Source organism: [Rhizobium] kunmingense (assembly GCF_977018605.1).
Window position 1 is genome coordinate 23,798 of the sequence record NZ_CDRNXG010000003.1, and the last position, 15,675, is coordinate 39,472.

12 protein-coding genes are annotated in these 15,675 nt (G+C 55.4%); 2 read left to right on the plus strand and 10 right to left on the minus strand.

Features of this window, described 5'->3' with window-relative positions; translation table 11 throughout:
* Positions 1-17 precede the first annotated feature (17 nt).
* Genes AC0JZ4_RS24385 through AC0JZ4_RS24395 form a run of 3 tightly spaced genes read right to left on the minus strand, consistent with a single transcriptional unit; the run spans position 18 to position 2,687 of the window.
* Complete coding sequence (locus AC0JZ4_RS24385; protein WP_471889107.1) at positions 18-1,007, minus strand: ABC transporter substrate-binding protein; 990 nt, start codon at positions 1,005-1,007, stop codon at positions 18-20.
* 46 nt (positions 1,008-1,053) lie between these two features.
* Entirely contained in the window at positions 1,054-1,884 is an 831-nt protein-coding gene (locus tag AC0JZ4_RS24390) for an ABC transporter permease (protein WP_471889108.1), read from the minus strand.
* A 14-nt stretch (positions 1,885-1,898) separates the two neighbouring features.
* The gene (locus AC0JZ4_RS24395) at positions 1,899-2,687 is read right to left on the minus strand and encodes an ABC transporter ATP-binding protein (protein WP_471889109.1); all 789 of its coding nucleotides are present in this window, start codon (positions 2,685-2,687) and stop codon (positions 1,899-1,901) included.
* A gap of 351 nt (positions 2,688-3,038) precedes the next feature.
* On the opposite strand from AC0JZ4_RS24395, the gene AC0JZ4_RS24400 reads away from it, so the two are divergent.
* A complete protein-coding gene (locus AC0JZ4_RS24400; protein WP_471889110.1) occupies positions 3,039-3,950 on the plus strand; it encodes an NAD(P)-dependent oxidoreductase in 912 nt (303 codons plus the stop codon).
* 238 nt (positions 3,951-4,188) lie between these two features.
* Here AC0JZ4_RS24400 and AC0JZ4_RS24405 read toward each other — a convergent pair whose 3' ends face one another.
* Positions 4,189-5,673, minus strand: coding sequence for an FAD-dependent oxidoreductase (locus AC0JZ4_RS24405; RefSeq protein ID WP_471889111.1), 1,485 nt, complete (start codon positions 5,671-5,673; stop codon positions 4,189-4,191).
* Positions 5,674-5,894: 221 nt separating this feature from the next.
* Positions 5,895-7,007, minus strand: coding sequence for an alpha/beta hydrolase (locus tag AC0JZ4_RS24410; RefSeq protein WP_471889112.1), 1,113 nt, complete (start codon positions 7,005-7,007; stop codon positions 5,895-5,897).
* A gap of 454 nt (positions 7,008-7,461) precedes the next feature.
* On the opposite strand from AC0JZ4_RS24410, the gene AC0JZ4_RS24415 reads away from it, so the two are divergent.
* The gene (locus AC0JZ4_RS24415; protein ID WP_471889113.1) at positions 7,462-8,958 is read left to right on the plus strand and encodes an aldehyde dehydrogenase family protein; all 1,497 of its coding nucleotides are present in this window, start codon (positions 7,462-7,464) and stop codon (positions 8,956-8,958) included.
* Positions 8,959-9,643: 685 nt separating this feature from the next.
* Here the strand turns inward: AC0JZ4_RS24415 and AC0JZ4_RS24420 are convergent.
* The 5 genes from AC0JZ4_RS24420 to panC form a co-directional block, all read right to left on the minus strand.
* Positions 9,644-10,633: an ABC transporter substrate-binding protein gene (locus tag AC0JZ4_RS24420; protein WP_471889114.1), complete on the minus strand. Its 990-nt coding sequence runs from the start codon at positions 10,631-10,633 to the stop codon at positions 9,644-9,646.
* Between the two features lie 236 nt (positions 10,634-10,869).
* Positions 10,870-11,952, minus strand: a complete 1,083-nt coding sequence (locus AC0JZ4_RS24425; RefSeq protein ID WP_471889115.1) for an alpha/beta hydrolase — start codon at positions 11,950-11,952, stop codon at positions 10,870-10,872.
* A gap of 936 nt (positions 11,953-12,888) precedes the next feature.
* On the minus strand, positions 12,889-13,212 hold the full coding sequence (locus tag AC0JZ4_RS24430) for a hypothetical protein (protein ID WP_471889116.1): 324 nt from the start codon (positions 13,210-13,212) through the stop codon (positions 12,889-12,891).
* A 770-nt stretch (positions 13,213-13,982) separates the two neighbouring features.
* Positions 13,983-14,801, minus strand: coding sequence for a 3-methyl-2-oxobutanoate hydroxymethyltransferase (gene panB / locus AC0JZ4_RS24435; RefSeq protein ID WP_471889117.1), 819 nt, complete (start codon positions 14,799-14,801; stop codon positions 13,983-13,985).
* Positions 14,798-15,658, minus strand: a complete 861-nt coding sequence (gene panC / locus AC0JZ4_RS24440; RefSeq protein ID WP_471889118.1) for a pantoate--beta-alanine ligase — start codon at positions 15,656-15,658, stop codon at positions 14,798-14,800. Before panC ends, panB begins: the two co-directional genes overlap by 4 nt.
* Between the last annotated feature and the right edge of the window lie 17 nt (positions 15,659-15,675).

A 15,675-nucleotide genomic window follows, 5' to 3' on the forward strand; every position in this document is an offset into this window, starting at 1 on the left:
TGCGACAATCCTTCGTCTCAGGGAACCAGGAGCTTGTTGGGATCGACGCTGTCGATATTGGGAAGCGGAACGCCCGTCGCCTTAACCAGCGCGATGTCATGCACCATGTTTTCAGCAGTTAGCGGCGGATACGTCCAAGCGACGGCCTCCGCATCGAACAGGAAATCCACGGTCTTTTGTGTGAGTGTCGGATACAGTTGAAGAAGCGCTTTCTTGACCTCCGCCGGCTCTTGCTTCACAGCCGTGGCGAAGTCGGCATAAACCAATCGAAGCCTGCGGATAATCTCCGCATTCGCGTCCACATTGGCACGCATGATCTGGATGATCGACGCACTTGATAGTGTATGCGAGGCGCCAAGTTCTCCGCGCGTGCCATAAAGCCAGGCGACGCCGGACCCATTTTCGATCGAGCCAGCCCAGAACGGAGCGCTCGCAATGAAGCCGTCGATGACGCCCGCTTGAAGCGCCGAAGCCATTGCGCCTTGCGACATATACGTCATGACCGGTTCTGCGCCGGCTTGTCTGGCAGCTTCGACGAACGCGAACGTGAAACTTGATGTTGCGCTCGGAGTTGCGATGCTCAGTCCGTCGAGCGCTTTCAGTCGCTTTTCCGGCGTTTCCGTCAGTCCGATCGCCAGCCGTTCGACGGCGGCTTTCGAAAGAATGAGGGTTCCCGAAGAGCCACCATAAATCGATCCAATCGCGACAACATCCTGCCCTCGACCCTGAGAAGCGATTAACTGGCCGGAGCCAACCATAGCAACGTCGAAAGAGCCGGCAATAAGACCTGTTCCCGCGATGCTGCTACTTTCAGCCACCGTAAGCTCGGGCTTGAGCCCGTGTTTTCCATAAAGGCCCATGATGTCCGCGAGCAATGCCGGAGCGGTTGCGAAACTGTTGGAACTGAGGCCGATGCGAACAGGCAGCTCTTGTGCCCCCGTACCTGTCACTGTCGCAAGCAGAGCGAAGACTGCAACGACGGTTTTAAATGTCTTCTTGAACTTCATCTCAAACCTCCTCCCCAGGATGACTTTTCAGGCAAATCTCCAACTGTCAGGCGTGTTCATCGACCTGAACGCCACCCTTGACATTCTGCCATTTGAGGGCTCTTCGCTCGACGAGTTTGAGGGCGCTGATAAGGACCAGGCTGATTGCCATAAGCACGAGCAGCCCTGCGAATACGCCAGCAGTATCAAAAAACGAGGTCGCTTCCTTGATGCGGAAACCCACGCCAACCGAAGAAGCGACGAATTCCCCGACAATAGCTCCAATCAGTGCATAGGGCAGGCCTACGCGGATACCGGTCAAAACCCACACGGCAGAATATGGTATCGCGATCTTGAACCAGATGTCGCGGTTCCTGCCACCCATCAGGCGGGCATTTTCGACCAAATCCCGATCAACTTGGCGCGTGCCTTGATAGGTAGTGATGAACACCATGAAGAAGACAAGAAGGCCAGAGAACATCACCTTGTTGAACAAGCCGATGCCGAACCAAAGCACAAAGAGGGGTGCAAGTGCGATCTTCGGCAGGCTATAAAATGCCAAGACGAACGGCTCGAGCAAGTCGCCAAGCCTGCGAACCCAGCCCAGAATGAACCCGGTGACGCCACCCACGGCGCTGCCGAACACAAAGCCGAGGCCGGCAGCCGTCAAGGTGTACCGAAGGTCCGTCCACAACAGGCCGGACACCGCCCAGGTCTTCAAGGCCGTCGCGACAGCGCTCGGGCTACTTGTATAGAATTGCGTGTTGAAGAGACGTGCAGAAAACTCCCATACGATCAGGACCACCACCGTAATCAGAGCCTGTAAAACAATGTCGAAATTGATCAAAATCGGCTCGCGTTTTACGGCTTTGATGCCAGACTGCGTATCTGTGCCCACGTTTGTTTCCTCCCTTATTGAATGTCCAGCGCGTTCCAGAGAGTCTTGAAGTAGCGGCCGAATTCCGGCGTTGTCTGGATGTCTATGACGTCACGCGGGCGTTCGAGTTCTATATCAAGCATCATCTTGATCCGCCCGGGTCGGCGAGACATGACAACTACACGGTCGGCAAGAGTTATTGCCTCCTGCAGATCATGGGTGACGAAAACGAACGTTGCGCCGGTGTCCTGCCAGAGTTTTAAAAGCTCGCCATGCATTCGAGTGCGTAGCTGCGCGTCGAGGCTTCCAAAGGGTTCGTCCATCAAATAGATGTCCGGGCGATAGGCGAGCGTACGGGCAATCATTACGCGCTGAAGCATGCCGCCAGACAGTTGCTTCGGGTAGGCGTGCTCGAAACCTTTGAGGCCGACTTGCTTGATCGCTTCGGTGACCCGACGGTCGATGTCAGCCTTGTCGAACCGACGGAACTCCAGCGGCAAGCGAACATTTGCCTCGACGGTTCGCCAAGGAAGGCAGTAGTTTTTCTGAGTGATGTAGCCGACGTCGGGATTGAGGCCGGTGACCGGCTTCCCCTTGTATTCCACACTGCCTTGGGCGGGTTTAAGTGTTCCGGCGACCAGATTGAGTAACGTAGACTTGCCGCAACCACTGGGCCCGACGATCGCAAGGAATTCCCCGCGTTTCACGGACAGAGTTGTTGGTCCCATCGCGTGAAGGCTGCCAAAACGGACCGTTGCGTCGCTGAATGAAATCGCAGCAGATTGCATGGACGTCACCCGTGACGTTCCGAGTTTATCAAGCAAGTTATCCTCCTAACTATGCCAGCGTGTCGACAAACCAGATAGGCTCGCGACACCCTCCCCCTCGTCCTCCCTCGGTCCGGTTCAGGAGAAAATTTCACCGAACGACTGTTCATTTATCCTGTGCCTCTGATAGAAAGGAGTCAAGCGGCAGTTTTGAAAGCCGGACGTCAGGTTAGTAATTAACTTGGCAGCACAGTGCTAATCGGTCTGAATAATCTATTGCTTTCAGGTGCTTGTAGAATTTTCTGACCGTGGTTGATTAACGGTCACTTCTTGTGAGCTTCGATAAGAACCTGCGTCGAAAGTATGATGTAGCGCGCTCAACATTGGGTAGGTGGAAGGTCTCGATACGTGAAAGAACAACTTGGATTTATAGGATTGGGCGCCATAGGTGCGCCAGTTGCACGAAACCTCGTCGGCAATGGCCACCTATTCGTATACGACATAAGCAAGGCTGCCATGGATGGTCTTGTCGCTGCGGGCGCTCAACCGGCGCTGGATGTCAAAGCGATCGCAGACGCATGCGAAATCGTATTCCTATGTCTTCCGAGCCTGGAAGTGGCTCAAGAAGTGATCTTCGGACCCGGCGGCATCATAAAAGGCACCAAGGTTCGGCTAGTAGTGGATCTCTCGACAACAGGTGCTTCATTTGCATGCGAAACGGCGCGTAGACTGGCGGACCAGGGCGTCACATTCGTGTCGGCACCCATTAGCGGTGGCGTTCCACGGGCGCACGACGGCGATCTGACCGTTATGGCTGCAGGCGACCCTTCGGCTGTTGCCCGGCTCACTCCATATTTTGCAAGTTTTGCCAGCAAGATTTTCAATCTCGGCGCAGCCCCTGGCCTCGGTCAGACGATGAAGCTTCTCAACAACATGCTTGCCTCGACCGCTTTTGTCGCAAGCTGCCAGGCAATGGTGGCAGGCGTTAAGGCGGGACTTGACCCCGACATGATGATTGAGGTCATCAACAGTTCTACTGGACGGAACAACGCGACCACGGGAAAAATTCCCAAAGCCATATTGCCCCGCACCTTTGACTTCGGTGCGACGATTAATGTCAGCACAAAAGATGCAGATTTATGCCTGAAGGAAACCGATGCTCTCGGTGTGTCGCTCACGGTTGCCAAAGCGGTCCGGAAGGTCTGGGACGTCGCCATCGAAGCTGGCGCCGGCGATAAGGACAACACTTTCATCATCACGTTTCTGGAACAGGAGAATGGCGTCGAGGTCAAAGGCAAGGCGGCGGCCGGCCCATGTTAGGAGCCTGCCGGAGGCGCTATGGGTCATTTCCGTCTGAACCCATCCGTGGAGCGCAACATCTTTTCATTCTGCACATCGCCGAGACATTCGGACAAACGCCTCGCCAATCACCAAAGCCTTGCCGAACCTCCGCATCCACGGAGTGGTCGAACCAGGCGTTGCCCGATTTCACTGCCTTAGCTGCCGATGCGGGATGTTACAAAGCACCCCGATTTCTCTTTCCCGTGCAAGCCGCCTTTTAGGCTGATTTGGCCTCCATAGCTGCATTTCGACCGGCAATCCGTCCGGAAGTGAAGGCCCAACCGATGTGATGGCCATGCCCCTCAAGCAGCAATCCCCCTTGCCCGTTAGACCCGGCCGCGTAAAGGCCACCGATAGGGCTCTCGCCCGTTCCGAGAACCCGCAATTGTGCATCAACCGCCAGCCCTCCATCCGTGAAAGTCATGTAAAGCTGCACCGGGCCAAGCAGGTAGAACGGTCCACCGGAAAGTTTTAGGTCGGAGCCGGCATTTTGCCGTCTGGCGTTGACCGTCTTCACGGTATTTTCGAGGCTTTGGCCGTCGACGCCCGCAAGCCGTGCGGCATCCTTGAGCGTTTCCCCCCGCACCGTTACGTCACGACGGCTGTGCAGGTAGTCCGGCAGATAGGCATAGGCGATCCCGGGGGCAGTGGAAATATAGTACGGCCATTGTGAGAACATTTTCGCGATCCGCCCGTCGATCAGGATGAAACCGCGCTGGTGTGGTGTGGCTGCCAGGTTCTTCACACGATCGTCGCCTGCCTCGGCGATGAGGTTGCCATCCGCACCTACAAGAATGGCGCCCTCATCGTACAGCTTACTACTCGGTTCCATGACCGTAAGCAGCAGGCCCATTACCATCGGCCGCACCATCCAGGCTGGGAGATTGTCGAGCGCAAACTTCGCGAACCATCCCACGGCGCGAAGGTTGGGAAGCGCCCGCACTAGAGAGCGCCTTTGCGGTGGGATGAACCTGCTTCCCGTATGGGCAAGATGTCCGTTGAGAACCCGCGCTCCGACCTCCAATCCCATCACATGCCCGTCGCCCGTGCTGAAGGTATTCACCGGTATCATGCGTGCCGCGTCCTCGGAAATAAAGCGCCGCTTCAGCTCGGCGCTGCCGCTATAATCGCCGCAGGCCAAGACAACTGCTGAAGCCCTGATACTCATCGTAGCCCCCTCGCCTACCTTGGCGACGACGCCCGTCACGCGCTCGTCATCGACCAAAAGCCGATGCACATGTGCGCCGACACGAATCTTGACTGAGAGCTTTCGCGCCTTCCTTTCGCACGCGGCAATATAGGCCCGTGCGCTCGGTACGACATTGTGCATGCGCGGATGACGATGTGGTGGCTCCGGCATTGGACCGAAGAAATGGACGCCGAGGGATATCAGCCAGCGGAAGGTATTCGGCACATTGTCGGTTAGCATTCGCCGAAGCGCGGGATTGTCTTCTGCCTGCAGATGTGAAGCAAATTTGGGAATATCCTCGTAATGCCCTTGAGGGCTATCCACAATGCCTGCAGCCGCCTGATGCGGTGTACCGGTTGCAGAAATCGACCCAATCGACCATGCGGTCGTTCCGCCGAGACGAGGCGCTTTTTCAAGAAGCAGCACCTTGCACCCCGCCTCCGCGGCCTCAATGGCGGCAGCCAGGCCAGATCCGCCTCCGCCAACGATAATGACGTCATAATCTATCTGCATATCTCAACCTCCTTCGTTCAACGTTCATCCAAACTGACGACGATGGCGCTTCAGCTTGCTATGTCGGTTGGGCAAGCGCCTGCCACCCTCAGGCATCGCGAAACTGAGTAGACGGCTTGCTACCTTGCGCTTACTCCATGCTTCCGCCCCTCCGCGCACGGCAGTGAACTCGCTAGGGGAAGCCTTTAAGGGCAAAGAGCTATTGCCCACACTCCGTCCGCTCAATCACGTCGTTCATTGGAGATCCGGCCTGCACTCAGGCCATTGTCCCGCAAAAACACAAACATGAGCTCGGCGATGTATTCGTTGTTTTCGTCTGCAAATGGAAAATGACTGTTCCCCTCGACGCCGATCTTGGGCAGCTCAACTATACGGGCGTCTCCCCCCTGATGGTTCAACGTCGCGACCCAGAGTCTCGCCATCTGCAACCGGATGCGCCACTGATCTTGCCCAGGGTTATCGCTGCCCTTCCCGGGAATGTGATCGCCATAAAAAAGAACTATTGGAATACGCGTAAGGCAATCGAAGTCCCTATCCGATACTTCCATTGCCGCAAGGGGTGGACCGCACTCGCTTAAGATCGGCTCGGGGCATTGTCCCTGCGGAAATGGGAAATTGCTGCCCGCCTCATATGCGACAATTGAGCGTATATTCGAACAGCGGATAGCCGACATCCAGCCCACGCCGCACCCTTGCGAATGGGTCACAAGCACGCCGTGGCCGATCTTGTCGAACAAAGCAACAACCGCGTTTGCCGCGATGTCGGGGCAGAACGGACCGGTGTTGGGCGTGCCCTGTCTGAAAAACTCGGACAGCGCCTCCGGCGACCGGGGGAATTTCGTATTTTCGAAAAAGTTAGGCCAGATGCCGAGCCGAAAGAAGTTAAACAGATACTGATCTTGCCCTTCCAGTGGTGCTACCTGGTGCTGGAATGAAAGACCAGCGCGACCTCTGCGCGGCTGATCCATAAGATATGTCGCAAAACCCCGTCGGGTGAAGATTGTCTGAAACCCTTCACGCTGGTCGGGAGTCGTCTGCCAGCACCGAGATGATTGCATGTGACCGTGAAGGAAGACCAGGGGATATCGCCTCGGATTGACAGGAATTTGATAGTCAACGCTCGCGTGATCCACATGAAGAGTTTGACCGTCAGGACTATAGATGTCTCCCACAAAAACACCCGGATTCTGTCGCATCGTGCCGCCAATTGAAAAGCTTCCTTGGCCTTGTAGTGTTAACGGCTCTGCCCCTTCGGCGGTTTCATGGACGTGTGTGTTGCCCGCATCTCCTCGCATCACTTCATCCTGCCCCTTGGCCAAAACAAATGGGCCCAATTAGTCGCCGATGACCATCCACGACCCGCTTGGCCGTATCGTTTGATACGGAAATGATTGCGTTGCGCCGGTCACCCTTGGCACCCGGCTTGAATGCAACAACAGGGGCCCCATTCGTGTCAGAAATCCTCGCGTGCCGTACTCGATATTATGCCTGAGGATAGTCTCCACGCAAGAGATAACTGAATGTTCATTCGCTTGTTGACTCAGTCCCTTCCCTCGCTAGTATGCCTCAATAGAGAGAGTGGAAAATCCGTTGGGATTGAGGTTCGGCATGATGGTTGGTGCTCGGCTGCGAGCTCACCGATCTTCCGCAGCCGAGAGTGGCAGCTTGCCCGTTTGATCCGCGATATAGGTGCGGAGATCCAAGCTATATGGTCGCATGTCGCGAGCACGGCATCGATGTAATCGACCGTACTGTTTTTCTATTTTCGTTTTGTAATTGGAGGGGATCATGGACGCTTCACCTGCAGATGTGAGAAAAATTTCCGGCTATGAGAGTGCGTTGGAATGGCTAGGGACGAAGCCAAAGGGAATGCTCATCGATGGGCAGTATGTGGATGCCCTATCCGGACGGACGTTGCAGTCGATTAACCCGGCCACGCAGGACGTCCTAGGCTCTGTCGCGGAGGGAGATGAGGCAGACGTCGATCGGGCTGTACTTTCGGCGCGCCGGGCCTTTGAATCTCCCAGCTGGATGAACATGTCTCCGCATGCGCGCGGGCACGTTCTCTACCGCGTCGCCGATCTCGTCGAAAAGCATGCGGACGAACTTGCCGTCCTCGAAACACTCGACATGGGAGGACCGATCGGGCTAACGCGAGCCTGGGTCCGTTTCGCGGCTCAGACATTTCGCTACTACGCCGGATGGCCAACGAAGATCACCGGTACGGTCGCTCCGTCTGACCCCAATCGCCTAGTATACACCAGGAAGGAACCTTTGGGCGTATGCGGTCTCATCAATCCGTGGAATGCGCCGCTGAGCCAGGCCGCGACCAAGATCGCGCCGACACTGGCATGCGGAAACAGCGGTGTCTTGAAGCCCGCCGAGCTGACATCCTATACCACCCTACGACTTGGCGAGATTTTGCTGGAAGCCGGAGTGCCGCCAGGCGTTTTGAATATTGTCACGGGCTATGGTGGAACCGTAGGCAATGCCATCGCCAAACATCCCGGCATCAACAAGGTTGCCTTCACGGGCTCGACTGCGGTCGGCAAAGAGATACTCTCAAGTTCGGCCGGTAACTTTAAAAAAGTCACGCTCGAGCTCGGGGGCAAGTCTCCAAACATCGTTTTTCCAGATGCCGATCTTGATCAAGCCATTGCGGCGGCGGTTGGCTCTTTCACTCGCAATTCGGGACAGGTATGCTCGGCTGGCACTCGTTTTTTTGTGCATGAGTCGCTGCACGACGAAGTGGTCGAGAAAGTGGCTGCGGCTACGGCGGACTTGAGAGTTGGCCAGCCCTTCGACGATGGCGTCAATCTGGGGCCGCTCATCTCGGAGACGCAGATGAACCGGGTTTTGTCTTATATTGAGGCTGGACATTTTCAGGGTGCAAAAGCTGCTCTAGCGGGCTCTCGAAAAGGCGATACAGGATTTTTTGTCGAGCCGACGGTTTTTTCCGGCGTCAATAACTCCATGACCATCGCCCGCGAGGAAATTTTCGGGCCAGTACTGTCGATCATCGCGTTCCGAAACGAAGACGACGCGGTTTTCCAAGGGAATGATACACCCTACGGTCTTGCGGCGGCAGTCTGGACCAACGACATATCGCGTGCTCACAAAGTCGCCCGGCGGCTCGAAGCTGGGCGGGTTTGGATCAATACATACGGCGAACTAGACCAGGTCATGTCATCAGGCGGTTACAAGCAGTCGGGTGTCGGCCGCGAATTCGGACCCGAGTCAATTGACGCATTTACGCAGACAAAATCTGTCATTGTCCGGCTTTAGTGTTGCTATAGCATCGACCTCGGCGACAAGTACCCGCTAAGCAAGACGAAGCCCTTCCGGCTCATCCTCAACTGTTCATCGGCGGCTTCGGGGTAACTTTGGCAAGGTACCTGCTTCTTAGAATCGTCACGCAGGCTATCGGCTCACGGCAATGATTCCCAGCGTATTTCCTCTCATGTCTCCGATGACCAATTCAAACCATGCGAGGTCTTCGAACAGGCTGCTCCGCGATTCGGCAAGGGGGTAGCTTTGTTTATGACCGGTGACGTGGTCGATAGTCGGGATACGCTTATCGGGGCGACGAATATACTGCCACGTGCTTTATGGCATTATCGCCGCAACGAACGGGATTGTCGAATGGAATGAAGATTGAGCGTCACGGCTTAAGGCGTCTCATCGGATGCCGCGAAGATAGCGGCACTGTCCTTCTTGCTTTGGCGGTTCGTGGATAATGGCGTGCTGACTGTTGAACGCCTAATGATTGCAAAGTGCCCCATGCTATATCGGTGCCGCGGTCGCGAGCTATGCGGCTAATCCCGGCTGTTTGGGGTATCTCGGATTGCCACGCGTCATTAACTGACTTTGAGAAGGATCGCGCACCTTTTTTAGTCAAAGATGCACGACGCGCGAATTGGCGTAGAGTCTCAGGCTGATGCTCGCATTGAAAATGCTGTTGCTCTAATTATCATGGGACAAACAGAAGATCCTTCGGATCCAAAGCGCTTGTATCCAGCGCAAGCCCGCTGGCTTTGAAGTAATTGATTTCTCGGGTCATATCCGCTTCTGTAAGCGGTCTTGTTGCAAATGCAGGAGAGTCCGTCGCAAAAAGCAAGTCGATTGTAGGCTGGTCAAGATCAGGGTAGACCTGAGCGATCGCATTCTTCACCTCGTCGGGCCTTTCTTTAAACGCTGTAGAGACCTCTCTAAAGGCTGCGCACGCTTGCCGCACAGTGTCTAAGTTGGCCTCGGCAAATGAACGCGTTGCGATGAGGACGACGGAATTGGCGGTCTCGGCAGCATTTGCGAAGTCACCATTGGGACCGCTGAGCCAGATCTCGGCATTCCCGCTCGATACACTCTTCGTGTAGAATGGCGCAGCCGCAGTGAAGCCCTGGATGGCTCCGCTTTCGAGCGCCGCGTACATCGCCGATTGAGCCATATATGTGAATGAGATTCTGGCGCCTGTTGGTTCCGTCAGCAACTTGGGGCCAAGGGTATAGTTGGACACAGCGCTTGGTGCCGCGATCACCAATCCGTCAAGTGCCTTTACGCGCTCTTCGATGGAGGCCGAGGGAGATACCCCAAGACCGTCAATTGTCGACCTTGAGAGGACGGTTACTCCGCTGTATCCGCGATACAGGGCGCAAAGTGCCACAAGCCGCTGTCCCCTCGCATTGGCAACGACCACATCCGTCGGGCCGGTCACGATGAAATCCATCGACCCTGAAACCAGGCCTGCCGTGGCTACGCTGCCGTTTTCAAGAGATGTAACGTCCGCATCAAGACCGTGTTTCTCAAACAGTCCCATCTTTTTCGCGATCAGGGCTCCCGCGACTGGTAGGCTTGTAGAACTTAAACCAACAGAAATTTTCGTCGGTTCTGCCCCGGTCGCTGCGGTCACCGACATGGTTATGGCAACCGCGATTGCACACGCCAATTCTAATAGTGTCTTCATCGTTTCCTCCCAGAACATGATGCCACTCGATGGAAGAATGGATGTTTATTCATTCATCGTCAAGCCCGCGGCCGCGGACGCATGCGATCTCCGCATCTGTGACCGCGTCCGCGTTGCAGATGCGGAGCAATGCTGCGCGCGCGATAGCCAGGTTCGGTATGGCAGATCTCGTTTGCCAATGATGGGTTGCCATCCAGCGAGGAGTGCGCGGCTTAGCCGCCGCGCATCTCGATGGCTCAGTCCAAACCCTTCTGCGAAAGAAACGCCGAGACTTGATCGGCGATCTCGATGTTGTTCAGATCGGAAAACGGAAAATGGGTATTCCCGCGAATACCTAATTCCGGCAAGTGGACGACAGTTACGTCCCCACCATGGCTATTGACAACGTCCCGGAATTTCCGCGCCATCTCCAGTCTGGCGCGCCATGCATCCTGCGTTGGAACATCGGTCGGCGTCACGGGAATGTTGTCGCCGTAAAAGATGATGATCGGTATTTTCGTCAGGGGTAGGAAGTCGGACATCGGTACAGCATTGCCGCGGATCGTGTCGAGTGCGCTGATGATATCCGCGGGCACCTCACCCTCTGGAAAAACGAAATTGCTACCCGGCTCGAAAGACACGATCGCTTTGACATTCTGGCTTTCGCTGACCAGCAACCACCCTGGACCACCGCTCTGCGAATGGGTCATCAAGATACCCGGTCCGATCCTTTCGAAAAGCGCATCGACGCTATCTGTCACAACACGGACGTCAAACGGGCCTGTGTTGGGTGTCATCGCACGAAAATACTGATTGAGGGTTTCGGCATTATTCGCAAATTGCACGCCTTCGAAATAGTTCGGCCAGACACCAAGCCGGAACATTCCAAACCAAAACTGCTCATCGCCAGTGGGCTTTATCTCCTCAGAAACAACTGCTCTGCCCGCGTTGCCACGACGGGGCTGATCGATGACGTAGGTTGAAAAATTCCGGCGCAAAAAGATGTTCTGAAATCCCTCGCGACCATCCGGAGTTGTCTCCCATGTTTTCGAAAACTGGCCCCCGCCATGCCACATGACGATAGGCATTTTCCTAGGGTTCACAGGAACCTGATAAAAAGCATAGGCATGATCGCCATGGAATGTTTGTCCCGCAGGATTCCGCGGATCTAAGGCATCAAACGTGCCCGGTGTCGTCACAACTGTGCCACCAACGGCGAAACTGCCTTGCTCCTTGATTACAATTGGTTCGCGCTCTCCAGGTGATTGAGCAAAGGCAGTGCCCACGCAAAAAGCTGTAACAACGATGGTAGCGACGATTCTTAAGGGGCGCGGTTGCATGAATTGTCCACCGATAGTGTAAGGTTAAAAGGAAGAGTGAATTTTCAATTTTACTGCAAACCTGCTGTGGGGAAACGGAATTTTGCCACCCCGTGGATCACAACAGCTTCATCATGAGGTTTGCCTCGGACACTGGCTCGACATCGGAAAATGTTACATCGGCAGAGTGTCCCGCCGATCGAGTTAGCCGAGGGAAAGTCAGGAACGCTTCGCAAGATCGCGAACCCGCCCGGAGATTTTCTGGCGATCGGGCAGAATGGCGAAGACACGACAGCCGGCGTAAGCCTACGGTACCATCTGAGTGCAGGGGCTTTGCGCTGATGTGCTGCCTCGGAAGGAGATACGTTATGGAGTTGCCCGCCCTTTCTGATGGAAAAGAAGAAATTCAAGATCAGGAAAGATTGGCAAATATTGCCATGACTGGGACAGTGGCCGAGATATGAAAAAAGCCACTCACGTGAATAATCGCTAACAGTTCTAATGCACATATCACGATGGTCATCGACAGAATCTCTCTTGAGACTACAGATCTTGTCGCAGCAAGCTTACAAGCACTGTGTGGGCCTGCAGCGTAACCATTTATGCCAATGCCTTCGAGCCCACGCGGTCCGTCAGCCATGCTGCGCGAATTGGAGGCCTTTTCCTACTGACGGACAGAAGGCGCGTTGTGAGCAGGTCTGATATTGAACACCGTCAGATACGGTCGTTGGTCTGTTGATAGATGGGTAGGTCAAACGCCGACAAGGCAGATCAAGGCCGCAACGAGCAGCTCATTCCGTTTCGCACCAGTTGGCCGCCGGCATCGTGCACATAATTGGCCTCTCACCTACAACCACACCGAACTCTCTAGGGGAGCCGGACCAGCCGGTCGGAAGCGAGGGGGGGATAAATGCCGGGCTGTTTATCCGCCCGGCTTCTCGAAGTCTTGATCAGGTCTTATCGGTAGTAGACGATTTTGCCACCATTGAGCGCTGTTTCAATATTGATCACATTCTGCGGGTCGACATTCTGCTCCGACAGAGCTTCCATGATTGTAGGGTCAGCGCTAGCTTCGGCCTGGGCGCTTTGAATAACCTCCGCGCTCGGATCTGTGATGGTCACCGGAGCGCGGCTGCCTTCACTGGTGCTGGGGTCGGCATTGACGTCGACGATCGTCACCATGGGTGTCGACGACACATCTGCGCCGACATCTTGAGCGGAAGCGCCAGCTGCAAAAATCGTTGCCGAAATCATGGCGGCGAAAGAGATAATTTTTTTCATAGTAATGCTCCTTGCGTTTTAACTGGTAGAGGCGGGTAGTCATCGGATCGTCCACCTTGTCTGGCGAGGACATCCTGTCGCGTTGGACGCCTGAATAACCCGCGTCAGCGCTGAAGAGTTCCGAAAAAAATGTTATTCTACAGATGGTTATAGTTCCATCAAAAGGCTGTGCGGCACGCTTTTGTGAGGCTGTGTGATAGTGGCACGGAAGGGCGCGCCGGGCTGGCCCGCGTTTGTATCGCGTAACGAACTCACTAGCTCTATGGGGCTGTTGAGCGCAGATTGCATGGGCGGCTCGCCGGTCTCCAAGCAAAGGGGCAGCTATGCGGATGACCCGTATTGCCGCGCCGTACAAGTCGGATAATATCCATGACCGGTACAGCAAAGGCGCCGCATCAGCGCCACCGGACCCTCACCAGTTGGTCATTTGACCGGACACGGCCTCCTTTATCTAGACGGCACACAGATGCCTTGCGGTCCACTCGCCGTATGGTCGTAAAATTAAAGTTCGCTACATAAAGGAGTTGTTGCCTGGCGAGCGTTACAGTTGTCGCCCGCCGCTTACCAATTCGTCTACCCCCACCACACCAACACGTCCGGTTCTGGTCGACAAGCGCGCCGGCTGGTCGTGAAAGCACCTAGTCAGGTATGGAGCGTCGCCTCGAATGCGATCTGTGCTGATCCGCGTTTCGTCTCGCGATAGGTCTGGCTCCCCAAAAAAGACCGCAAAGGCCGAGAAAATCAGTATCTCACATCTATGGGGCCCGTAATCAACGCCGCTTAAAGGTGTGTTCTGCGGCTGGAAAACTACGAGCGCGAACATCACCGGCATAAGCATGGACAGCCGAGCCGATCCGCTGACGGAGATCACCGTAGTGTTTTACAAAACGCGGCGTGAAATCGCAAAACAGCCCAAGCATATCTTCCGATACCAGAATCTGACCATCGCATGCAGCCGACGCACCTATGCCAATTGTGGGCACATCAACAGCAGAGCTTAACTCGCGTGCAAGAGGCTCCACAGTACCCTCTACGACAATGGCGAAGGCCCCCGCCTCTGCGACGGCCAGGGCATCGCGACGGATCTTATTGGCTTCAACGTCTGAGTGCCCAACGGAACGATAGCCACCAGCGGTATGGACCCGCTGTGGCATGAGGCCAATGTGGCCCATTACTGGCACTCCACGAGCGACTAGGAAGTCGACCGTTTCAGCCATTTCCTCGCCTCCCTCTAGCTTCACCGCATTGCACCCGGTTTCCTGTAGAATGCGAACCGCATTGCGATAGGCGATTTCTCTTGATTCCTGATAAGTGCCGAATGGCATATCGACGACGACGCAGCACCTCGTAACACTACGCATCACTGCCTTCCCATGCGCAATCATCATGTCGAGCGTGACGGCAATGGTGCTGTCCATACCGTAGAGAACCATTCCTACCGAATCCCCCACCAAAAGGAGATCACAATGCTGATCGAGAGCGCACGCCATCGGCGTGGTATAGGCGGTGAGGCAGACGATCGGGGTACCTCCTTTCATCGCTCGGATACGCGACGGCGTCAGCCGTCTTGTTAGGCTGGCAGTGCTCATTGGGCATTCCCTTTTGGAGCAATCACTCTGTTGTCGAGAAGTCTCGTTGCGCCGATCCGCACGAAAACTGCGATCACAACCGGTCGGTCTATTGATTGTATCGACTGCAGGGTCTCGGCATCACGCACCGCCACGACTTTCGGTTCCGCCAACGGTTCGTTGCTGATGAACTCGACAAGCATCTTTTCCAAGAGCGCTGGATTCGTTTTTCCCTCGGCAATCAAACGCTCGGCCTCAGCAAGTGCACCCGGCACCACTCTGGCTGCCCGCCGCTCGCGCGCGTCGAGATAGACATTGCGGGATGAGAGCGCGAGACCATCGAAAGCCCGAACGGTCGGCACGGATACAACACGTACAGGTATCGCAAGATCTCTGACCATCTGCTTGATAACGATGACTTGCTGGTAGTCCTTCTCACCGAAATATGCGGCTGCTGGCTGTACGATGTTGAACATTTTGCAGACAACGGTCGCCACACCGGCAAAATGGCCGGGACGAACCTCGCCTTCGAGCAAGCCGGCGAATTCTGGAACATCGACGACCGTCTTCATCGGCTGTGGGTACATATCTTCAACGGACGGCGCGAACAGTATATCGACGCCCGCGGACTGCAGCATAAAGGTATCTCGTTCGAGGTCACGCGGATACTGTGCGAGATCCTCCGCTGGACCAAACTGCAACGGGTTTACGAAGATGGATACAACGACGACATCATTCTCCAGGCGCGCCTCCGAAACGAGCTTCATGTGGCCAGCATGGAGATAGCCCATCGTCGGCACGAAACCGATACGAGCGCCACGTTGTCTGTACTCAGCAAGTGCTACACGAAGAGCACCGGTCGTCGTGAACTTGTCCATACGCCGTTCCCAATTGA

Bases quoted from the DNA above. Each gene is read 5' to 3' on its own strand.
- AC0JZ4_RS24385 (WP_471889107.1), bottom strand. From the start codon at position 1,007: ATGAAGTTCAAGAAGACATTTAAAACCGTCGTTGCAGTCTTCGCTCTG.
- AC0JZ4_RS24405 (WP_471889111.1), bottom strand. From the start codon at position 5,673: ATGCAGATAGATTATGACGTCATTATCGTTGGCGGAGGCGGATCTGGC.
- AC0JZ4_RS24415 (WP_471889113.1), top strand. From the start codon at position 7,462: ATGGACGCTTCACCTGCAGATGTGAGAAAAATTTCCGGCTATGAGAGT.
- AC0JZ4_RS24420 (WP_471889114.1), bottom strand. From the start codon at position 10,633: ATGAAGACACTATTAGAATTGGCGTGTGCAATCGCGGTTGCCATAACC.
- AC0JZ4_RS24425 (WP_471889115.1), bottom strand. From the start codon at position 11,952: ATGCAACCGCGCCCCTTAAGAATCGTCGCTACCATCGTTGTTACAGCT.
- AC0JZ4_RS24430 (WP_471889116.1), bottom strand. From the start codon at position 13,212: ATGAAAAAAATTATCTCTTTCGCCGCCATGATTTCGGCAACGATTTTT.
- panB (WP_471889117.1), bottom strand. From the start codon at position 14,801: ATGAGCACTGCCAGCCTAACAAGACGGCTGACGCCGTCGCGTATCCGA.
- panC (WP_471889118.1), bottom strand. From the start codon at position 15,658: ATGGACAAGTTCACGACGACCGGTGCTCTTCGTGTAGCACTTGCTGAG.